This is a genomic window from Streptomyces sp. RPA4-2, from assembly GCF_012273515.2.
Taxonomy (GTDB): Bacteria; Actinomycetota; Actinomycetes; order Streptomycetales; family Streptomycetaceae; genus Streptomyces; species Streptomyces kaempferi.
In genome coordinates, this window is sequence record NZ_CP050975.2 from 2,696,522 (window position 1) to 2,717,463 (window position 20,942).

Genomic DNA, 20,942 nt, shown 5'->3' on the forward strand with positions numbered 1-20,942 from the left:
CGCGCCGGATCACGTGGTGAATCACCTGTTGAACCACTTGGTGAATCACGCACCGGATCACATGGCGGTCAGCCGGCGTCCGGGACCTCCCGGCCCCCGTCCTGCCGTGGCTGGGGCAGGACGGGTTGCAGCACGAGCATCCGCTCGACGATGCGCAGGAACATCGCCACGTCACGTATGAGGTCGTCGGCGTCGCGGTTGCCCGCCGCGCCCTGGATGCCGGCCTCGGCCCGGGCGCGGCGGTCGGCTCCGGAAGCGAACAGGGCGCTCCACTCGGTCAGTTCGGGCGCTATTTCGGGGAGCACCTCCCAGGCGCTGCGGATACGGGCCCGGCGTCGGGGGGTGGGTTCGGGTCGTCCCCGCGCGGCGAGGACAGCGGCGGCGGTGCGCAGGGCGGCCAAGTGGGCCGTCGCGTAGCGCTCGTTGGGCGTTTCCAGGATCGCCGCCTCCTCGAGTCCGGTGCGGGCCTGGGCCAGCAGGTCGAGGGCGGCGGGCGGGGCCGTGGTCCGGCGGAGCACGGGGTGCACGTCGCTCGCGGGGCCGGTCGGTGAGGGGGCAGGGCCGGTGGCGCGGCGCCGGTGGGCGGCTGCTGCGGAAGAGGTGGCCATGACGAACCTCCTGTCGTCTGTGTGACGGCACTGTGGCCGTATGTGCCCATCGTGAGGTATGCCACTGACAATCCGTTCTGACCTGCGCCTTTGCTTCGATCGAAGGTTCGCGTTAGTTTTTGCACTGACCAGTCAGTTCAAATATTGCTCAGGGGATGGGGGCGCTGTGGACGGTCCGCACGGACTCGGTGTCACGGCCACGGACTTCGGGCTGGAGGGACCCCGCGGCTGGGCGTTCCGCGGGGTGGGGGTGAGCGCGGAGCCCGGTTCGCTGATCGCGGTCGAGGGCCCGTCCGGATCCGGCCGGACGTGCCTGCTGCTCGCCCTCACCGGCCGGATGCGGCCCACCGAGGGAAGTGCCCTCGTGGGCGGATCGACCCTGCCGAAGCAGATGGGCGCGGTGCGGCGCGTGAGCGCGCTCGCCCACGTCCCGGGCGTCACCGACCTGGACCCAGCCCTGACCGTCGGGGAGCACCTGCTCGAACGGGCGCTGCTGCAAAGGCGGTTCGGGGGACCGTTGCGGGGGCTGTGGCGCCCGAGGGCCGAGCGGAACGCCGGGACGGAACAGCGGATCGACGACGCGTTGGCCGCCGCGGGGCTGGTCCGGGAAGCCCTGCCCAAGGGGCCCCGGACGGCCGTACGCGATCTGGAGCGGCTCGAAAGCCTGCGCCTGTCCGTGGCGCTGGCCCTCGTCGGCGGCCCGGGGCTGCTCGGCGTCGACGACACCGACCTCAAGCTGTCGGACGCCGAACGGACCGAGGCGTGGGCCCTGTTGACGTCGATCGCCGCCTCCGGCACCACCGTCGTCGCGGTGTGCAGCGAGGCCCCTGAAGGAGCGGTCACCGTGTCCACCGGACGGACCGGAAAGCCCACCGGAACAGGCGACGACCCCGACGCGACCGGCGGTCCCGGCCCAGCCGACGACCCCGACGCGACCGGCGGTCCCCGCCCAGCCCACGAACCCGACGGCAGCACCGAACCCCACGCGGCCCGCGACCTCCGCACGAAGGCCGACGCCCACCCGACCGACAAGAAGGAGACGGCCGATGCGCTCACCGAAACTGGCCGCTCTTGAGCTCAGGCGGTTCGGCCGGGGCAGGCTCCCGCGTGCCGCACTCGCCGCGCTCCTCCTGTTGCCCCTGCTCTACGGCGCCCTCTACCTGTGGTCGTTCTGGGACCCGTACGGCCGCCTCGACCGCATCCCCGTCGCGCTCGTGAACGACGACCGGGGGGCGACGGCCGGGGGCGCCAGGATCAGGGCCGGCGACGACATCACCAAGGGGCTGCGCGACAGCGACACCTTCGAGTGGCACGAGGTGAGCGCCGCCGAGGCCCGCGAGGGCGTCGAGAACGGCACGTACTACCTGTCGCTGACCATGCCGTCCGACTTCAGCAGCAGGGTCGCCTCCAGCTCCGGGGACGCGCCGGAGACCGGCGCGCTCCAGGTGCGTACGAACGACGCGAACAACTACATCGTCGGGCAGATCTCGCGCACGGTCTTCAGCGAGGTGCGCACCGCGGCCTCCACGAAGGCGTCGAGATCGTTCCTCGACAAGATCTTCATCTCGTTCTCGGACATCCACGGGGAGACCGAGAAGGCGGCCAAGGGGGCCGACCGGCTCAAGGGCGGGATCGGCAAGGCCAAGAAGGGCTCCAAGAACCTGGCGGACGGTCTGAAGGAGGCCGAGAAGGGCAGCGGGAAGCTCTCCACGGGCCTCGCGAAGCTCGACAAGGGCGCGGGGGACCTGGAGGACGGTTCACGGCAGGTCGCGGACGGCACCCGGACGCTGGCCACCAAGGTCGACGGCGTCGCGGACAAGGTGGGCCCCTTCCTGAAGGTCAACGAGAAGTCGATCGGCGACACGGCCCGTCTCGTCGCCGACTCCGCCTCGGCGGTCCGCCACAACCTGCGCACCCTGGTGGAGGCGGCTCCGGCGGCCGCCAAGGGCGCGCACACGGCCTCCACCGTGCTGAACACCGTCTACAAGGCGCGCTGCGAGACCCTGCCGGTCCCCGACCCCGCGTGCCCCGATCTCAAGAAGGCCAAGCAGGCCGCCGCGGACGTGGCCGCGGTCGCCGACGACCTCGACACGCTCATCGACGACCAGGGCGGCGACCTCGACACGCTCGACCAGAACCTGGGCACGCTCCAGAAGCAGGCCCGTGCGCTCGCGAACCGCTCGCCGCACCTCTCCGAGGACCTCGGCGACGCCGTCTCCAAGATCGATGCACTGGACGCGGGCGCCGCGAAGGTCGCCACCGGCGCCGAGAAACTGCACACCGGGCTCGGCACGGCCAGGACCGGCGCGGCGGACCTCGACACGGGTGTCGGCCGGCTGACGACGGGCGCGAGCGACCTCGACGGGGGCATCTACCAGCTCGTCGGCGGCTCCGGGAAGCTGGCCGGCGGCCTGCACGACGGCGCCGGCCGGATCCCCGACTACGACCGGCAGGACCGCGACCGGCGTACCCACGTCATGGCCGATCCGGTCCAGCTCGCCTCCAGGGACCTCCACAAGGCACCCAACTACGGCACCGGTTTCGCCCCTTATTTCATCCCGCTGTCGCTGTGGGTGGGCGCGATGGTCGCCTACATGCTGATCCCGCCGCTCAACCGGCGCGCGCTCGCGGTCGGCGCCTCGGCCTGGCGCATCGCCCTGGCGGGCTGGCTGCCGGTGGCCGCCCTGGGGGTGCTGCAGACAGCGGCCCTGATGTCCGTGCTGCACTGGGCGATCGGCCTGGAGATGGTGCGGGCGGCCGGGACGGTCGGCTTCCTGTTCCTGGTGACGGCGTGCTTCGCGGCCGTCGTCCAGTGGCTGAACGCGCGCTTCGGAGCGGCCGGCCGGATCCTCGTGCTCGCCCTCCTGATGCTCCAGCTGACATCGGCGGGCGGCACGTACCCCGTCCAGACGAGTCCGCGCTTCTTCAACGCGATCCACCCCTTCCTGCCGATGAGCTACGTCGTCGAGGCCCTCCGCAGGCTCATCACCGGCGGCGGTCTGGGACCTGTCTGGCAGGCGTGCGCCGTTCTCACGGCGTTCACCGCGGGCGCCCTCGCGCTCACCGCGCTGTCGGCACGCCGCAGGCAGGTGTGGACCCTGGACCGCCTTCACCCGGAGCTGAGCCTGTGACAATCAGGGCCATGGAAAGCAGCAACACCACGGCAGGCGGCGGTCGCCGCGAGGCCACCCGGCAGAAGCTCTACGAAGCGGCCGTCACCCTCATCGCGGAACAGGGTTTCTCCGCCACCACCGTGGACGAGATCGCGGAGCGGGCCGGGGTCGCCAAAGGCACCGTCTACTACAACTTCGCCAGCAAGGCCGTCCTCTTCGAAGAGCTGCTGCGGCACGGCGTGGGGCTCCTCACCGCCTCCCTGCGCGAGGCCGCGGAACGGACCGAGCGCGAGGGCGGGACGAGAGTCGACGCCCTGGACGCGATGATCCGGGCCGGGCTCGTCTTCATGGACCGTTACCCGGCCTTCACCCAGCTGTACGTGGCCGAACTGTGGCGCACCAACCGGGCCTGGCAGTCCACGCTCATGGTGGTCAGGCGGGAGGCGGTCGCGGTCGTCGAGGACGTGCTGCGCGAGGGGGTGGCGGGCGGTGAGCTCAGCGACGAGATCGACATCCCGCTGACCGCGGCCGCTATGGTCGGCATGGTCCTGGTGGCCGCCCTGGACTGGCAGGCCTTCCAGCCCGAGCGTTCCCTGGACGACGTCCACGCGGCGCTCTCACGGCTGCTCCAGGGGCGCGTGAGCGGCAGCCGCTAGGCCACCGCCGGCCCGACCCCGACCGCGGCGGACCGGCACCACGCGAAAGCGCCGGTCCGAAGTGGCCGCGTCCCCCGCGGGCCACCTCGAACCGGCGCTTCGCCCTGCTCCCCCGTGTTCCCCGTTCCCTCCGTCGGGCCCCGTTCGGTCGTCCCCCGGGTCCCCCGTGCCTCGCTCCCGCCGACCGGGCCGGTGGAAGGAGCGGCCAAGGGCGCGAGAACCGTTCCGCCGCCCCGTGCCGGCGGTACCGGAGCCGCGCCCCCTTCCGTGCCTCCACTCTCCCGTTCACACGGGCCGGACCCCATCCGTCCGGGTACTCATCTCCCTCAGTGGGTACGGATACCTACTCCTGGGCACTCATGCCCAGGACGGACCGTCGTCAACTGGTTACGATCGCTGCCGTGTCCGTACTCCCCCTGGTCTTCACCAGCGGCTGGGCCAGCGGCATCAACGCGTACGCGGTGGTGCTGCTGCTCGGCGTCTTCGGCGCGACCGGCCTGAGCGACGACGTCCCCCAGTCCCTGCAGCGCCCCGACGTCCTCATCGCCGCGGGCGTCCTCTTCCTGTGCGAGGCGGTCGCCGACAAGATCCCGTACGTGGACACCGTGTGGGACTCGGTGCACACCGTCGTCCGGCCGGTGGCGGGGGCGGTGGTCGGCGCGCTGCTCGCCGGGCACAGCGGTTCGCTCCCCGATCTGGCGGCGGGCGCGATCGGCGGTTCGACCGCGCTGGCGAGCCACGCGGTCAAGGCCGGGACCCGGATGGCGATCAACACCTCACCCGAGCCGTTCAGCAACGTCGGCATGAGCATCGCCGAGGACCTCGGGGTCGCCGGGATCCTGACGTTCGCGATGTTCCACCCCGTGGCCGCGGCGGTCATCGCGGCCGTGCTGCTGCTCGCGGGCCTGCTGACGCTCTTCTTCCTGGTCTCCCGGATCCGGCGGTTCCTGCGCCGCAGGGCCCAGCGCCGTGAGGAGAGACGGCTCGCCGGACAGGTCGGGCCACCACCCGGCTGACCGCCTGAGGCCCCTGGCCCGGCCTGTCAGTGGTGGCCGATAAGGTCACGGGCATGGGACGGATTGCGGTGATCGGCGCCGGGATGGGCGCGATGGCGGCCGCCGCCCGGCTGGCCGTCGCGGGCCATCGGGTGGTGGTGTACGAGCGCGCGTCGACGTACGGCGGAGCGCTGGGCCGCTTCGAGCGCGACGGCTTCACGTTCGACACGGGCCCCGGCCTGCTGCGAGTGCCCGCCGTCCTGCGCGATCTGTTCGTCAAGACGGGCAAGGAGCCGCTGGAGGCGTGTGTCGACCTGGTCCAGGTGGACCCGTCCGCACGCCATGTCTTCGCCGACGGCACGGAGGTCTCCCTGCCCAACGCCTCCCGCGCCGGTGTCGTCACCGCCCTCGACCAGGCCCTCGGGGCGGGCTCGGGCGAGCGGTGGGGCGACTTCCTGGTGCGGGCCCGGGAGACCTGGGACCGGACGCGCCGGCCGCTCCTGGAGGAGCCGCTGTGGCCGAACTGGCAGGTGCTCGCCGACCGCGATCCCTACCCCGCGGTGTCCCACAGAAGGATGCTGCGCACCCGCCGGGCCGGCACGCTCGCCGAGGTCGGCGCGTGGGAGCTGCGCGAGCCGCGCCTCGCCGCCCTCCTGGAGAGCCACGCCCTCGCGTACGGGCTCGACCCGCGCGTCGCGCCGGCGAGCGCGGCGGTGCTTCCGTACATGGAGCACGCCTTCGGCACCTGGTACGTGCGCGGAGGTGCGCGGGAGCTGGCGCGTGCGGTGTACGAGCGGTGCCTGGCCCGCAGGGTGGAGTTCCGTTTCGGGACGCCGGTCGGGCGGATCGTGGAGAAGGACGGACGGGCGGTGGGCGTCGAGCTCGCCGAGGACCCCTCCCGGGACCTCGGCTCCGCGGCGGCGCCGGTCGAGGACGCCGACTTCGTGGTCGCCGGTGTAGCGCCCGAGATGCTGGACCGTCTCGTCGCCGGGACGACGCTGCGCGGCGGTGACGAGGTCGCGCCGCAGCGGGGCGCGCCGAGCCGGCTGACCGTGCTGCTGGCGCTGCGAGGCGGGCGTCCGGCGGGGGTGGCGCACCGGACGGTGGTGCACACGCCCGACCGTGAGGAGGAGCTGGAGCGGCTCTTCGGCGAGCGTCCCGGATTCCCCGCCGCGCCCACGGTGACGGTCTCGCGCCCGGACGACCCCGGTCTCGCGCCCGACGCCGAGCACGAAGCGGTCACCGTGACGGTCACGGTGCCCTCGGGCCTGCGGGTGTCGGAGGCGGACGTGGAGCGGGTGCTCGACGCCACCCGGCGCGCCGTGCCGGACGTGCGTGAGCGCCTGCTGTGGCACGAGGTCCGCACCCCGGCCGACATCGCGGAGGCGACGGGCGCGGAGGGCGGCGCGGTGCCCGCACCGGCGCTCGCGGCGGCGGCGGGCCGGCTGCTGCACCCGTCGAACGGCACCCGCATGCCGGGGCTGTACACGGTCGGCGGCTGGACGCATCCAGGCGGCGGCCTTCCGCACGCGGGGATGTCGGGTGCCCTGGTGTCCGGGCTGATCGTGGAGGGACCGGACTTCCGCGGCTCGCAGTGAGCCCGTGGGCATCCTTGAAGGCGGCCCGTGCGGCCACCGCCCGCCTCTGAAGCGCTCCCGCCCCTGAGGACGGTCAGTACCGGTACTGCTCGTCGAACCCGGCGCCGTTCCCGTTGCCGTTGCCGTTGCCCTGGCCGTTGTCCTGGTACGGATACTGCTGCTCGGGCGGGAGCTCGCCGCCGTACTGGTCGTCGGTGCTGCGCTGCTGCGGGACCCAGACACCGCCCGCCGGGGTCTCGCCGCCGTAGCCGCCCGCGGCGTACTGGTCCTGGCCGTAGCCCTGCTGCTGCGGGTACTGCTGATCGCCGCCGCCGTACGTCATGTCGTACGCGGCGCCGTTGTAGGTCTGTGTGCCGATGTACGGGTCGGAGTAGGCGGCGTACTGCTGCTGGCCGTTGTCGTAGCCGTACTGCTGCTGGTCGTAGCCGGAGTAGCCGTCGTACGCGTAGGCCTGCTGGTCCTGCGAGGGGGCGGCGGCGTAGGACTGGCCGGGCTGCCCCGCGGCGGCCGCGTAGGCCGCGTCGCTGTAGACGCCGTAGGAGCCGGTGTCGTCGGGCAGGGGCTGGGGCTCGTACACGGCCGTGCTCCCGGTCGCCGTGAGGTCGCCGGAGCCGGCCGGCATGAACCGGTCGGAGTGCGCGGGCGTGAAGACGTCGTCCTCGCGGGCGTAGTCGTCCTCGCCCTGCGGATACGGCGCGCTCTCGGCCGCCTCCTGCTCCGCCTCGAGGTCGGATGCCTCCAGCGCCGGGTCCTGGCGGTCCGGCTCGCCGCGGCGGCGCTTGCTCCTGCCCGAGCTCTTGTCCGGAGCCTCGTCGGCTCCCTGGCGGTTGCCCACCGCCCAGCCGGCCGCGAAGCCGCGCCGGAACGACAGCGTGACGTACGTCTGGCCGACCGCGAAGGCGGCCGCACCCAGACCGACGACGATCACGGACGGGATCAGCACACCGAGGACCACACCGGCGAAGCCGACGAAGGCGAGCAGCCGGTAGCGCAGCCGCGCCTTGTACTGCAGCAGAACCTCGCCGAGGAGCCACAGTGCGACGATGCCGAAAGCGATATAGAGGACCGTCAAGCCCATGTACGCCCCTCTCCCAGTGGCCGCTACGCAGTGTGTCGTACGCGGGTGCGACCGGTCTAGGCCTGCTGCGGGTGGTGCAGGCCCAGATTCTCGTAGATTTCCAGCGTCGCCGTGGAGTTGTTCAGCGTAATGAAGTGCAGTCCGGGGACGCCCTCGTCCAGCAGCTTCGCGCAGAACTCCGTCGCGAACTCGATGCCAATGGAGCGTACAGCCGCCGGATCCTCTTTGGCTGTGAGGATCCGCTCTTTCAGGACGTCCGGGAACGAAGCGTTACTGAGCTGCGGGAGCCGTTCCAGCATCTTCACACTCGTCACCGGCATGACCTCGGGGATCACCGGTGTCGCGCAGCCCGCCGCCGCGACCCGGTCGCGCAGCCGCAGGTACGACTCGGGCTGGAAGAACATCTGCGTGATCGCGTAGTCCGCGCCGGCCCGGCACTTGTCGACGAAGTGTGAGACGTCCGCGTCCCAGTCGGCGGAGCGCGGATGCATCTCGGGGAAGGCGGCGACGCCCACGCAGAAGTCGCCGGACTCCTTGATGAGTCGGACGAGTTCGGCCGCGTAGGTCAGGCCCTGGGGATGCGGGACCCAGTCGCCCATGGGATCTCCGGGCGGGTCACCGCGGACCGCGAGCATGTTCCGGATCCCCGCATCCGCGTACTGGCCGATGATGTTGCGCAGCTCGGCCACGGAGTGGTTGACGGCGGTGAGGTGGGCCACCGGCGTGAGCGTGGTGTCGGCGACGATCTGCTCGGTCTCCCTGACCGTGCCGGCGCGGGTGGAGCCGCCCGCTCCGTAGGTCACGGAGACGAAGTCGGGGGCGACGGCCTCGACCCTGCGCAGCGCGTTCCACAGGTTCCGCTCGCCCTTGGGGGTCTTCGGCGCGGAGAACTCGAACGAGTACGTCTTCTTGCCGGACGCGAGCATGTCGCTCACGATGCGTGCGCGGTCAGTCCTGGTGGAGGCAGATCCGAGGGCCATACTCGCAGGTTAGCCAGGGGGCGCCGGTCCCCCAACCGAACCGGAAAGAATTGTCCGATTCGTCGGGTTCTTGTCCACCCCTCGGACAGAGCGCGGGACGACCCGACGGGCGGCGGGACGGTCCGGCGCGCCACGGGCGGGGCCGGCTCCGCGCGGTCAGGCCTGCCGCAGCCGCTTCGCGAACTCGGCGGCCGCCGCCGCGGGGTCGTCCGCCTCGGTGATCGCGCGGACGACGACGACACGGCGGGCGCCCGCCTCCAGCACTTCGTCGAGGTTGCCCAGGTCGATGCCGCCGATGGCGAACCAGGGGCGGTCGGTGCCGAGCGCGGCGGTGTGGCGGACCAGGTCGAGGCCCGGTGCGTGGCGGCCGGGCTTGGTGGGAGTGGGCCAGCAGGGGCCGGTGCAGAAGTAGTCCACGCCCTCCTGGACGGCGGCGGCCGAGGCCTCCGCCGCCGCGTGCGTGGAACGGCCGATCAGGACTTCGTCGCCGAGGATGGCGCGGGCCGCGGGGACCGGGAGGTCGCCCTGGCCCAGATGGAGTACGTCGGCGCCGACCGCGTGGGCGACGTCCGCCCGGTCGTTGACCGCGAGGAGCTTGCCGTGGCGGGCGCAGGCGTCCGCGAAGACCTGGAGGTGCTCCAGTTCCTCGGCCGCCTCCATGCCCTTGTCGCGCAGCTGCACGATGTCGACGCCACTCGCCAGGACGGCGTCCAGGAACTCGGCGAGGTCGCCCTGGCGCGTGCGCGCGTCCGTGCAGAGGTAGACGCGGGCGTCGGCGAGGCGGGCGGCGTTCTCGGGCATGCGTGGGTCCCCCGTGGTGCTGCGGTGCGTACGGACCACGGCGGCCGGGGTGGCCCGGGGCCGGCCGTGGTCCGTACGCCGGACGTGTTGTCGGATCAGACGGCGAGCGCCTGGGCGCGACGCTTCACCTCCGTGCCGCGATTCTCGCTCAGCGCCTGCGCGGGGGTGCCGGGCAGGGTCGAGTCGGGGGTGAAGAGCCACTCGAGCATCTCTTCGTCGGTGAAGCCGTCGTCCCGCAGGAGCGTCAGGGTGCCGGTGAGGCCCTTGACGACCTTGTCCTCGTCGATGAAAGCGGCGGGGACGTGCAGCGCGCGGTTCTCACCACGGCGTACGGCGATCAGCTGGCCTTCCTTGACCAACTGCCGGACGCGGGTCACCTCGACGCCGAACTGTTCGGCGATGTCGGGGAGGGTGAGCCAGGCGGGGACGAGAGCATCGATCTTTGCGTCAATCTCGGTCACGGGACAAGCCTGCCATCCCGGACTGACACTCGGTACCCGAGCGCCACCCGTCCCGCGTCAGAAGCGCGTGAATCTTGCGGAATTCCGCCGAATTCCGGCGCGGTGGAGCGTGCGCGGGCCACGCGGCGAGCGGGCCCGGCGGGTTTGCTCGCCCGACCGTCCGCCGCCCGGTTGCCTGGCCGCCTGGCCGCCCGGCGGCCATCGGGCGAGCGGCCCGGCGCAATTCCTCGCCCCGGCCGCCCGGCCGCCACCCGGTGAGGGAGCCCACCGGACCGGGTCCGCCCCCAGGCCGCCCGAACGGAGGCCTCGGTGCCCGCCTAGCCCATGGCGTCCTTCAGCGGACGTGACGGATCCGACAGGATCTCCGGGGCCAGCGGCATGCCCGCCTCGATCAGGCGGCGGCCCTGGGCCAGATCGCGGGGGCGGCCCACCGCCAGGAGCGCGACCAGTCGGGAGTCGCGCAGCCAGCAGACCGTCCAGGCGGCGCCCGAGGAGTCGCCGCGCCAGACGGTCGTGTCGGCGGGCGCGTGGTGGCCGACGTACTGGACGAAACGGCCGAACTGCTCGGACCAGAAGTACGGAACCGGGTCGTACGCCACCGGGGCCTCGCCGATGATGTTCGCCGCCACCGTGCGCGGTCCCTGCAGGGCGTTGTCCCAGTGGTGGACGAGAAGGCGCTCCTCGTACCGGCCCGAGGGGAAGGAGGCGCAGTCGCCGACCGCGTAGACGTCCGGCACGGAGGTGCGCAGGTGGCTGTCGGCCACGACCTCGCGGTGGGCTCCGAGCTCGATGCCGGAGCCGGCCAGCCAGGCGGTGGCGGGCCGGGCGCCGATGCCGACTACCACGGCGCCCGCGGGCACCCGGGACCCGTCGTCGAGCACCACGGCACCGGGCTCGACGCGCTCCACGCGCGCGTGGGTGCGCAGCGAGGCCCCGCTGTCCGCGTACCAGGCGGCCATCGGCGCGGCCACCTCGGCGGGAAGCGCCCCGGCCAGCGGCCGGTCGGCGGCCTCGACGACCGTCACCGCGCACCCGGCCTTGCGCGCCGCCGTGGCGAACTCGGCGCCGATCCAGCCCGCCCCGACCACCACGATGTCGTGCTGCCGGGCGAGCACGGGGCGCAGCCGTTCGGCGTCGTCCAGGGTGCGCAGGAGATGGACGCCGGGCATGCCCTCCGCGCCGGGGAGCTGGATCGGTTCCGCGCCGGTCGCCAGGACCAGGAGGTCGTAGGGCACCGGTCCCGTGGCGGTGTCCAGCTCGTGGTCCCCGGGGCGCAGGCCCAGCGCTTCGCAGCCGAGCCTCAGTTCGATGCCCAGTGCCTCGAAGTCGATGTCGAAGGCGGAGTGCTCGGCCTTTCCGAGCAGCACCGCCTTGGACAACGGCGGCCGGTCGTACGGCTGGTGCGGCTCGGCGCCGATCAGTGTCACGCCGCCGGTGAATCCCTGTTCGCGCAGGGCGACCGCGGTCTGCACGCCGGCCATGCCCGCGCCCGCGATGACGACCCGGCGTGCCGTAGGCCCCTGCTTCTGCGCCTGCGTCTGCTCGCTCACCTGATCACCATAGACACCTGACAATCCGTCAGTCAGCGGACGTGCTCGGTGACCTGTTCCACAATGCGACCCGGTGTCGGCGGGTCCGTCCGGCGCGTGCGGCCTGTGCGGGGTGTTCAGGGTGTTCGATCTGCCGGATCTGCCCGATCGGTACCACCACGTTCGTCCCGCCCGCCCGCCCACGGCTCCCCTCCCCGCTCTCCTCCAGCCGCAGCCGGACAAGGCCGTCGGGCGCCTGGGCGATGGACGGAGGCTCCCTTACTGAGGCATACGGCGGCGAGCTAGGGTGGTCGACGTAGAGCACTCGCGGGAGCCCGGACGCACCGGGCTGAGAGGGAGGCTGGCGGCCTCCGACCGTACGAACCTGATCCGGGTCATGCCGGCGAAGGGAGGGGCTGGACGCCCATGTCGCGTACACCGGCGGAGAGGTCCGTCACGTCCGACGTCCTGGTGGTGGGGGGCGGGATCATCGGCCTGGTCACGGCCTGGCGGGCCGCTCAGCGCGGGTTCACCACGACGGTCGTGGACCCGGAACCCGGCGGCGGGGCCGCGCAGGTCGCCGCCGGGATGCTCGCCGCCGTCACCGAACTGCATTACGGCGAGCAGACCCTGCTGGGCCTGAACCTCGCCTCCGCCCGCCGCTATCCGGACTTCGTCGCCGAGCTCACCGAGGCGACGGGCCAGGATCTCGGCTACCGCCGGTGCGGCACGCTGGCCGTCGCCCTGGACTCCGACGACCGCGCCCATCTGCGGGAACTGCATGCCCTGCAGATCCGCTCGGGGCTCGAATCGGAGTGGCTCAGCGGCCGTGAGTGCCGCCGGCTGGAGCCGATGCTCGCGCCCGGTGTCCGTGGTGGTCTGCGCGTCGACGGCGACCATCAGATCGACCCGCGCCGCCTCGCGAAGGGCCTGGTCACGGCGTGCGAGCGAGCCGGAGTGGTGTTCCACCGGACCTGGGCGGAGCGGCTGACGGTGGTCCGGGAGCGGGCCACCGGGGTCGTCACCGCGGGCGGCGACGGGCTGGCGGCGGCGCAGGTGGTACTGGCCGCGGGCAGCCTCAGCGGGAGGCTCGAGGGCGTGCCCGACTTCGTGAGGCCGCCCGTGCGCCCGGTGAAGGGGCAGGTGCTGCGGCTGACCGTGCCGAAGCGGTACGCGCCCTTCCTGAGCCGCACCGTGCGGGCCGTGGTCCGTGGCAGCCACGTCTATCTGGTGCCGCGCGAGAGCGGCGAACTCGTCGTCGGCGCGACCAGCGAGGAGCTGGGCTGGGACACCACGGTGACCGCGGGCGGCGTGTACGAGCTGCTGCGCGACGCCCATGAGCTGGTGCCCGGGATCACCGAACTGCCGCTCACCGAGACCCGGGCCGGACTGCGCCCCGGCTCGCCCGACAACGCTCCGCTGCTCGGCCCGACCGGGCTCGACGGACTGCTGCTGGCCACCGGCCACCACCGCAACGGCGTCCTGCTCACTCCCGTCACCGGGGACGTCATGGCGCACGTCCTCGCCTCGGGGGAGCTCCCCGAGGAAGCGCGTCCCTTCACTCCCCACCGGTTCAGCCCGACACGCACGGAGCAACCCGTATGAACATCCTCGTCAACGGCGAGCGCCGGCTCGTCGCCGCGGGCACCGCCCTCGACACGCTCGTCGCCACCCTCACGGCGGCGCCCTCCGGCGTCGCCGCCGCGCTCAACGAGACCGTCGTCCCGCGCACCCAGTGGTCCGCCACGTCCCTGCGCGAGGGAGACCGTGTCGAAGTCCTCACCGCTGTCCAAGGAGGCTGACCCATGGCCGACGATCCGTTCGTCCTCGGAGGTACGTCCTACTCGTCCCGGCTGATCATGGGTACGGGAGGTGCGCCCAGCCTCACCGTGCTGGAACGGTCGCTCGTGGCGTCCGGGACGGAGCTGACGACGGTCGCGATGCGCCGGGTGGATCCCGCGGCGCACGGCTCCGTCCTGTCCGTGCTCGCCCGGCTCGGCATCCGGGTGCTGCCGAACACCGCGGGCTGCTTCACCGCGGGCGAGGCCGTGCTGACCGCGCGGCTCGCCCGGGAGGCGCTCGGCACCGACCTGGTCAAACTGGAGGTCATCGCCGACGAGCGCACCCTGCTTCCCGACCCGATCGAACTGCTCGACGCCGCGGAGACACTGGTCGACGACGGATTCACGGTGCTGCCGTACACGAACGACGACCCCGTGCTCGCGCGGAAGCTGGAGGACGTCGGGTGCGCGGCGGTCATGCCGCTCGGCTCGCCCATCGGGTCCGGCCTGGGGATCCGCAACCCGCACAACTTCGAGCTGATCGTGGAGCACGCGCGCGTGCCGGTGATCCTCGACGCGGGGGCCGGTACGGCGTCGGACGCGGCGCTGGCGATGGAGCTGGGGTGCGCCGGTGTGATGCTCGCCTCGGCCGTCACCCGTGCGCAGGAACCGGTGCTGATGGCCGAGGGCATGCGGCACGCCGTGGAGGCGGGGCGTCTGGCGCGGCGTGCGGGGCGGATTCCCCGGCGGCACTTCGCCTCGGCGTCCTCGCCCGCGGAGGGCCTGGCGCGGCTGGATCCGGAGCGGCCGGCCTTCTAGGGCCTGCTGCGAAAGTCCCGTCGTCCGCCCGGAGGGCGGGCCTCACGACGCCCTGAACGCCGCTACGGGGGGATCACCGCCTGCCGTCACCGTGGGCCGTCTCGTCACGGGCTCCTCCCGGCGGCCCCGGGGCGGCGGTTTCCGGCCAGGGGGGAGCGGGTGGGGCTCCGGGTGGTGGGGCGCGCCGTCAGCGAAGTGGGCCGCGTCACCTCTTCGGCGCGATGTGCGTCACAGGTCGGCTGCAGTCCCGCCCCGGTACGGGCCACGACAGGAGGGTCGACGGCTACGGCTCGTAGACTCGCCTGCGTGGATACGACCCTTCAGGACCCGCTTGTCGGGCAGCTGCTCGACGGCCGCTATCGCGTCGACGCCCGGATCGCGGTCGGCGGGATGGCCACGGTCTACAGGGCCCTGGACACCCGCCTGGACCGCGTGCTCGCGCTCAAGGTGATGCACCCGACGCTGGCCGCCGACGTCTCGTTCGTCGAACGGTTCATACGGGAGGCCAAGTCGGTGGCCCGGCTCGCGCACCCCAATGTGGTCCAGGTCTTCGACCAGGGGGCGGACGGCTCGTACGTCTATCTGGCCATGGAGTACGTCGCGGGGTGCACCCTGCGCGACGTGCTGCGCGAGCGCGGGGCGCTCCAGCCGCGGGCCGCGCTGGACGTCCTGGAGCCGGTGCTCGCCGCGCTCGGCGCCGCGCACCGTGCCGGGTTCGTGCACCGCGACATGAAGCCGGAGAACGTCCTCATAGGGGACGACGGCCGGGTCAAGGTGGCGGATTTCGGCCTCGTACGGGCCGTGGACACCGTCACCCAGACGACGGGGTCCGTGCTCGGCACGGTGTCGTATCTCGCTCCCGAGCAGATCGAGCACGGCACCGCCGACACCCGCGTCGACGTGTACGCCTGCGGAGTCGTCCTCTACGAGATGCTCACCGGCGGCAAGCCGCACTCGGGTGACTCCCCGGCCCAGGTGATCTACCAGCACCTGCACGCGGACGTGCCGCCGCCGTCGGCCGCCGTGCCGGGCATGCCCTTCGCGCTCGACCAGCTGGTCGCCGCGGCCACCGCCCGCGATCCGGGCCTGCGCCCGCACGACGCGGTGACACTGCTCGGCCAGGTGCTGGAGGCGCGGGCCGGGCTCACCGCCGAGCAGCTCGACGCCGTGCCGCCGCAGGCCGTCACCGCGGGCCACGACAACGCGGAGGACCGTACGAGCGTGATCCCGCGCTCCCTGTCCGTGCCTCGCCTGCTGCCGGTGAACGAGGCCGAGGGGGCCGACGGACTCAACCGGACCAGCCGGTTCGAGCAGACCAGTGTGCTCGCCTCCGAGCCGCCCGCCCCCACACGGCGGCGCGGCTCACGCTCCCGACGTGGAACGATCGTGATCGTCACCGCGATCCTGCTGGCGCTCGGCCTCGGCGCGGGCGTCTGGTACATCAACTCCGGCCAGTTCACCAAGGTCCCGCTGCTGCTGGCGAAGACCGAGACGCAGGCCAGGTCGCGGATCGAGTCGGCCGGGCTCGACGTCGGGCAGGTCAAGCACGCGTACAGCGACACCGTGAAGCGCGGCACCGTGATCAGCAGTGATCCGCACCCGGGCGCGCGGATCCGTGACCACGACTCCGTGTCGCTGACCGTCTCCGACGGCCCGAAGACGGTGCGGGTGCCCGACCTGAACGGCTTCACGCTGTCCAAGGCGAGGGAAGTACTGAAGGACGAAGGGCTCGCCGCGGGCATGATCACCCGGGAGTTCGGCGAGGACGTGCTCAAGGGCTCGGTGATCCGTACGGACCCGGAAGCGGGCACGCGACGGCACGCCGGTTCGGCCATCGCCCTCGTCGTCAGCAAGGGCAGTCCGGTGGACGTCGCGGATGTCACGGGGACGTCCGTCGAGGACGCGAGGGCGGAGCTCGAACAGGCGGGCCTCAAGGTGAGGATCGCCGCCCAGCGGGTCACCTCGGAGTTCGACAAGGGCCAGGTCGCCCGGCAGTCGCCGGACGCGGGCAGCGAGGCCGCCACGGGCGACACCGTCACCCTGACGCTCTCCAAGGGCCCGGAGATGGTCCAGGTGCCGGACGTGGTGGGCGACAGCGTGGACGACGCGACGAAGGCCCTGGAGGACGCGGGGTTCGAGGTCAACGAGGACCGTGGACTGCTCGGGCTCTTCGGGGACCATGTCAAGAACCAGTCGGTGGACGGCGGCAAGACCGCGCCCAAGGGGTCGACGATCACCATCGAGATCCGCTGAGCCGGGCCGGAAGCCACGCAACCGGTCCAGGCGGTCCGCCGAGCGGAACGCGAAGGTCCGCCGGCGGGGTGCGCCGGAGCGCGTGACACCCTGAAGGGTGTGACCAGCAAGCAGCTCCGCAATCCCGTCGGCGGCCATGTCCCCGTGGCCGGCGGCCTCAACTCCGTCGGTCTCGCCTACGCGCGCGAGATGGGCGCGGAGAGCGTCCAGGTCTTCGTCGCCAACCCGCGCGGCTGGGCGACGCCCGCCGGGAACCCGAAGCAGGACGAGGAGTTCCGCGCGGCCTGCGCGGCCGAGTCGATCCCCGCGTACGTGCACGCCCCGTATCTGATCAACTTCGGTTCGCACACCGCGGCGACGGCCGAGAGGTCGGTGGACTCGCTGCGGCACTCGCTGCGCCGGGGCCGGGAGATCGGCGCGCTCGGCGTGGTCGTGCACACGGGGAGCGCCACCGGAGGCCGGGAGCGTGCGGTGGCCCTCGCTCAGGTGCGCGAACACCTGCTGCCGCTGCTGGACGAGCTGACCCACGACGACGACCCGTACCTTCTTCTGGAGTCGACCGCGGGCCAGGGTGCCTCCCTGTGCTCCCGGACCTGGGACTTCGGGCCGTACTTCGAGGCGCTGGACGCCCATCCGAAGCTGGGGGTCTGCCTCGACACCTGTCACATCTACGCGGCGGGCCACGACCTGACCGGACCGGACGGGATGCACCGCATGCTCGATCTGCTGGTGGACACGGTCGGCGAGGGCCGGCTCCGGCTGATTCACGCCAACGACTCCAAGGATGTGGTCGGCGCCCACAAGGACCGCCACGAGAACATTGGCTCCGGCCATATCGGCGAGGACCCGTTCCGCGCGCTGATGACCCACCCCGCCACCGAGGGCGTACCGCTGATCATCGAGACGCCCGGCGGCAAGGAGGGGCACGCGGCGGACGTGGAGCGCCTGAAGAAGCTGCGCGACGACTGAACCCGTCGACGCAGGAATACCCTCGAGGGGTATGTAGGGCAACGTGCCGGCGATGATCCTGGCGATCGTCCTCGTCACCCCGGTCGACGGGTGGATGATCGGCCGCAGCGAGGGCCACGCCGTGGTGCACCGGAACCACCACTGACGCACCCGCCGGCGCCCGCCGGGTCAGAGCTCGGGGCCGTCCCCGGGCTCCTCCTGGTACGAGTAGCGCTGCTCACGCCACGGGTCGCCGATGTTGTGGTAGCCGCGTTCCTCCCAGAATCCGCGGCGGTCGGCCGTCATGTACTCGACGCCGCGGACCCACTTGGGTCCTTTCCAGGCGTACAGGTGCGGGACGACCAGGCGGAGCGGGAACCCGTGCTCCGCCGTCAGCAGTTCGCCGTCCTTGTGGGTGGCGAAGATCGCGCGGTCGGAGGCGAAGTCGTCGAGGCGCAGATTCGAGCTGAACCCGTACTCGGCCCAGACCATCACATGGGTGACGGCGGGCGAGGGCGGAGCGATGTCCAGGATCGTGCGCGCGGGGATACCGCCCCATTCGGCCCCGAGCATGCTGAACTTCGTGACACAGTGCAGATCGGCCATGACCGAGGTGTACGGAAGGGCCGTGAACTCCTCGTGGGTCCAGCAGTGCTTCTCACCGTCGGCGGTGGCGCCGAAGACCCTGAACTCCCAGCGTTCGGGGCGGAACTTGGGCACGGGACCGTAGTGCGTGACGGGCCAGCCACGCTGTAGTCGCTGCCCCGGCGGAAGCTCCGACTGTGCCGCCGCTCCCGTTCCTCGCTCCACCGGCTGACCCATGACTCCATCCTGACAGACCCGGGACGGTGCCCATGACCAGCACAACCCCTACCAGGGCAACTCCTACTAAGCATGCACTTACTGGACGACCCGGAACGCCGATGCGAGGATGCGGCGCAGCCTGCCCAGTTCCCCCCGCTTGGAAGGAGCCTCTGCGATGCAGGGCGACCCCGAGGTCATCGAGTTCCTCAACGAGCAGCTCACCGGCGAGCTGACCGCGATCAACCAGTACTTCCTGCACGCGAAGATGCAGGAGAACTTCGGCTGGACGAAGCTCGCGAAGTACACGCGGCACGAGTCCTTCGACGAGATGAAGCACGCGGAGGTGCTCACCGACCGCATCCTCTTCCTGGAGGGCCTGCCCAACTACCAGCGGCTGTTCCACGTCCGGGTGGGTCAGACCGTCACCGAGATGTTCCAGGCCGACCGGCAGGTGGAGGTCGAGGCGATCGACCGCCTCAAGCGCGGGATCGAGGTGATGCGCAACAAGGGCGACATCACGTCCGCGAACATCTTCGAGTCGATCCTCGAGGACGAGGAGCACCACATCGACTATCTGGACACCCAGCTCGAACTGGTCGAGAAGCTCGGTGAGGCGCTCTACATCGCACAGCTGATCGAGCAGCCGGAGAGCTGACCCGGCGGCGGAGCCGGTACGAGAACTAGGCGGCCTCGGCCGTCACCGCGGGCGCCGAGCGGCCCGCGACGCCGGAGAGCTCCGCGAGGGCAGGCCTGCCCTGGTCCGCGAGCTCCCGGCGCGGGCACGCGCCACGGCCCAGCAGGGACTGGATCTGGCGGACGCACGAACCACAGTCCGTGCCCGCCTTGCTCACCGACGCTATCTGGCGAGGGGTGCAGGCGCCGTCCTCCGCGTGCTTCTTCACTTGCGCCTCGGTGACACCGAAGCAGCTGCAGACGTACACGCGGTTCACCTCCCGGGGCGGGCTCGACAGGATCGACAGAATCGACAGGCAACGCCCCCCGATGAACGGTGAGGCTAACCTAACCTTACCCGTCGTCCGGAGTCCGCAAAAGCGCGGTGGGGCGCGGATCGTATGTGATCCGCGCCCCACCGCGCTCCGCCACGAGGGACGGAACAGACCTCGGTCCGCTACTGGTCCCGGTACATCTCGGCGACCAGGAAGGCCAGGTCAAGGGACTGGCTGCGGTTCAGACGCGGGTCGCACGCCGTCTCGTAGCGCTGGTGCAGATCGTCGACGAAGATCTCGTCGCCACCGCCCACGCACTCGGTGACGTCGTCCCCGGTGAGCTCGACGTGGATGCCGCCGGGGTGCGTGCCCAGGCCCTTGTGGACCTCGAAGAAGCCCTTGACCTCGTCGAGCACGTCGTCGAAGCGGCGGGTCTTGTGGCCCGAGGCCGCCTCGAAGGTGTTGCCGTGCATCGGGTCGGTCACCCAGGCGACGGTCGCGCCGGAGGCACTGACCTTCTCCACCAGCTCGGGCAGCTTGTCGCGGACCTTGTCGGCGCCCATGCGCACGATGAAGGTCAGGCGGCCCGGCTCACGGTCGGGGTCCAGACGGTCGATGTACTGCAGCGCGTCCTGGGCCGTCGTCGTCGGGCCCAGCTTGATGCCGATCGGGTTGCGGATCTTGGAGGCGAACTCGATGTGCGCGCCGTCCAGCTGCCGGGTGCGCTCACCGATCCACACCATGTGGCCCGAGACGTCGTACAGCCTGCCGGTGCGGGAGTCGACGCGGGTCAGCGCCGACTCGTAGTCGAGGAGCAGCGCCTCGTGGGAGGAGTAGAACTCGACGGTCTTGAACTCCTCCGGGTCGGTGCCGCAGGCCCGCATGAAGTTCATCGCGTTGTCGATCTCGCGCGCCAGCTGCTCGTAGCGCTGGCCGGACGGGGACGACCTCACGAAGTCCTGGTTCCAGGCGTGCACCTGGCGCAGGTCGGCGTAGCCGCCGGTGGCGAAGGCGCGCACCAGGTTGAGCGTGGAGGCGGACGCGTTGTACATCCGCTTCAGCCGCTCGGGGTCCGGGACACGGGCCTTCTCGTTGAAGTCGAACCCGTTGACCGAGTCGCCCCGGTACGTCGGCAGGGTCACGCCGTCCCGGGTCTCGGTGCCCTTGGAACGCGGCTTCGAGTACTGGCCGGCGATCCGGCCGACCTTCACCACCGGTACCGAGGCGGCGTACGTGAGCACGGCACCCATCTGGAGCAGGGTCTTGAGCTTGTTGCGGATCTGGTCGGCCGACACCGCGTCGAAGGCCTCGGCGCAGTCGCCGCCCTGGAGGAGGAACGCCTCTCCCTTGGCGACGGATGCCATCCGGGCGCGCAGCTGGTCGCACTCGCCCGCGAAGACGAGCGGCGGATACGACTCGAGGTCCGCGATCACATCGCGCAGAGCCTCGGCATCGGGGTACTCGGGCTGCTGCGCCGCGGGCAGGTCTCGCCAGGTGTTGCCAGCGCTCGCGCTGGACTTAGCGTTCACGGTCACCTGCACAACACTACGGGGTCGTGCGCCGCGTCCTCT

20 protein-coding genes and 1 riboswitch are annotated in these 20,942 nt (G+C 71.9%); of the genes, 11 read left to right on the forward strand and 9 right to left on the reverse strand.

Annotated features, from left to right (window positions below; all coding sequences use genetic code 11):
• Positions 1–68 precede the first annotated feature (68 nt).
• Entirely contained in the window at positions 69–608 is a 540-nt protein-coding gene (locus HEP85_RS11560) for an SAV_6107 family HEPN domain-containing protein (protein ID WP_168527709.1), read from the reverse strand.
• 166 nt (positions 609–774) lie between these two features.
• Between HEP85_RS11560 and HEP85_RS11565 the strand changes: the two genes are divergently transcribed.
• The 5 genes from HEP85_RS11565 to HEP85_RS11585 all read left to right on the forward strand — a co-directional run bounded on the left by HEP85_RS11565 (position 775) and on the right by HEP85_RS11585 (position 6,970).
• Positions 775–1,683: an ATP-binding cassette domain-containing protein gene (locus HEP85_RS11565; RefSeq protein WP_248001894.1), complete on the forward strand. Its 909-nt coding sequence runs from the start codon at positions 775–777 to the stop codon at positions 1,681–1,683.
• Positions 1,655–3,739: a YhgE/Pip domain-containing protein gene (locus tag HEP85_RS11570; protein ID WP_168527711.1), complete on the forward strand. Its 2,085-nt coding sequence runs from the start codon at positions 1,655–1,657 to the stop codon at positions 3,737–3,739. The genes HEP85_RS11565 and HEP85_RS11570 overlap by 29 nt, the downstream gene beginning before the upstream one ends.
• Before the next feature lie 11 nt (positions 3,740–3,750).
• On the forward strand, positions 3,751–4,377 hold the full coding sequence (locus tag HEP85_RS11575) for a TetR/AcrR family transcriptional regulator (protein ID WP_168527712.1): 627 nt from the start codon (positions 3,751–3,753) through the stop codon (positions 4,375–4,377).
• 401 nt (positions 4,378–4,778) lie between these two features.
• Positions 4,779–5,393, forward strand: a complete 615-nt coding sequence (locus tag HEP85_RS11580; RefSeq protein ID WP_211117917.1) for a DUF4126 domain-containing protein — start codon at positions 4,779–4,781, stop codon at positions 5,391–5,393.
• Between the two features lie 53 nt (positions 5,394–5,446).
• On the forward strand, positions 5,447–6,970 hold the full coding sequence (locus tag HEP85_RS11585; RefSeq protein ID WP_168527713.1) for an NAD(P)/FAD-dependent oxidoreductase: 1,524 nt from the start codon (positions 5,447–5,449) through the stop codon (positions 6,968–6,970).
• A 73-nt stretch (positions 6,971–7,043) separates the two neighbouring features.
• On the opposite strand, the gene HEP85_RS11590 is transcribed toward HEP85_RS11585, so the two are convergent.
• The 5 genes from HEP85_RS11590 to HEP85_RS11610 form a co-directional block, all read right to left on the reverse strand.
• Positions 7,044–8,048 carry a hypothetical protein gene (locus HEP85_RS11590; protein WP_168527714.1) on the reverse strand — a complete coding sequence of 335 codons (1,005 nt, stop codon included), beginning with the start codon at positions 8,046–8,048 and terminating at the stop codon, positions 7,044–7,046.
• Between the two features lie 56 nt (positions 8,049–8,104).
• Positions 8,105–9,028, reverse strand: coding sequence for a methylenetetrahydrofolate reductase [NAD(P)H] (metF, locus tag HEP85_RS11595; protein ID WP_168527715.1), 924 nt, complete (start codon positions 9,026–9,028; stop codon positions 8,105–8,107).
• 156 nt (positions 9,029–9,184) lie between these two features.
• Entirely contained in the window at positions 9,185–9,829 is a 645-nt protein-coding gene (gene thiE / locus HEP85_RS11600) for a thiamine phosphate synthase (protein ID WP_369657687.1), read from the reverse strand.
• A 95-nt stretch (positions 9,830–9,924) separates the two neighbouring features.
• Positions 9,925–10,290 (reverse strand): Rv2175c family DNA-binding protein, encoded by a 366-nt coding sequence (locus HEP85_RS11605; protein WP_153291051.1) that lies wholly within the window; start codon positions 10,288–10,290, stop codon positions 9,925–9,927.
• 317 nt (positions 10,291–10,607) lie between these two features.
• Positions 10,608–11,840 carry an NAD(P)/FAD-dependent oxidoreductase gene (locus HEP85_RS11610; protein ID WP_168527716.1) on the reverse strand — a complete coding sequence of 411 codons (1,233 nt, stop codon included), beginning with the start codon at positions 11,838–11,840 and terminating at the stop codon, positions 10,608–10,610.
• A gap of 296 nt (positions 11,841–12,136) precedes the next feature.
• Positions 12,137–12,248: riboswitch (TPP riboswitch) on the forward strand.
• Here HEP85_RS11610 and thiO point away from each other — a divergent pair.
• From thiO to HEP85_RS11635, 5 genes are all read left to right on the forward strand, one after another.
• Positions 12,246–13,424 carry a glycine oxidase ThiO gene (gene thiO / locus HEP85_RS11615; protein ID WP_168527717.1) on the forward strand — a complete coding sequence of 393 codons (1,179 nt, stop codon included), beginning with the start codon at positions 12,246–12,248 and terminating at the stop codon, positions 13,422–13,424. Its footprint overlaps the riboswitch before it by 3 nt.
• Complete coding sequence (gene thiS / locus HEP85_RS11620) at positions 13,421–13,621, forward strand: sulfur carrier protein ThiS (RefSeq protein WP_168527718.1); 201 nt, start codon at positions 13,421–13,423, stop codon at positions 13,619–13,621. The genes thiO and thiS overlap by 4 nt, the downstream gene beginning before the upstream one ends.
• A gap of 3 nt (positions 13,622–13,624) precedes the next feature.
• Entirely contained in the window at positions 13,625–14,419 is a 795-nt protein-coding gene (locus tag HEP85_RS11625; protein ID WP_168527719.1) for a thiazole synthase, read from the forward strand.
• Between the two features lie 306 nt (positions 14,420–14,725).
• Positions 14,726–16,672 (forward strand): Stk1 family PASTA domain-containing Ser/Thr kinase, encoded by a 1,947-nt coding sequence (pknB, locus tag HEP85_RS11630; protein ID WP_168527720.1) that lies wholly within the window; start codon positions 14,726–14,728, stop codon positions 16,670–16,672.
• Positions 16,673–16,771: 99 nt separating this feature from the next.
• Positions 16,772–17,641 carry a deoxyribonuclease IV gene (locus HEP85_RS11635; RefSeq protein WP_211117919.1) on the forward strand — a complete coding sequence of 290 codons (870 nt, stop codon included), beginning with the start codon at positions 16,772–16,774 and terminating at the stop codon, positions 17,639–17,641.
• A 168-nt stretch (positions 17,642–17,809) separates the two neighbouring features.
• On the opposite strand, the gene HEP85_RS11640 is transcribed toward HEP85_RS11635, so the two are convergent.
• The gene (locus tag HEP85_RS11640; protein ID WP_168527721.1) at positions 17,810–18,442 is read right to left on the reverse strand and encodes a sulfite oxidase-like oxidoreductase; all 633 of its coding nucleotides are present in this window, start codon (positions 18,440–18,442) and stop codon (positions 17,810–17,812) included.
• Positions 18,443–18,599: 157 nt separating this feature from the next.
• Here HEP85_RS11640 and bfr point away from each other — a divergent pair, with 157 nt between their 5' ends.
• A complete protein-coding gene (bfr, locus tag HEP85_RS11645) occupies positions 18,600–19,079 on the forward strand; it encodes a bacterioferritin (RefSeq protein ID WP_153291042.1) in 480 nt (159 codons plus the stop codon).
• A 25-nt stretch (positions 19,080–19,104) separates the two neighbouring features.
• Here the strand turns inward: bfr and HEP85_RS11650 are convergent, their stop codons facing one another.
• Entirely contained in the window at positions 19,105–19,365 is a 261-nt protein-coding gene (locus HEP85_RS11650) for a bacterioferritin-associated ferredoxin (RefSeq protein ID WP_248001895.1), read from the reverse strand.
• A gap of 188 nt (positions 19,366–19,553) precedes the next feature.
• Positions 19,554–20,906, reverse strand: coding sequence for a class II 3-deoxy-7-phosphoheptulonate synthase (locus HEP85_RS11655; protein WP_168527723.1), 1,353 nt, complete (start codon positions 20,904–20,906; stop codon positions 19,554–19,556).
• Between the last annotated feature and the right edge of the window lie 36 nt (positions 20,907–20,942).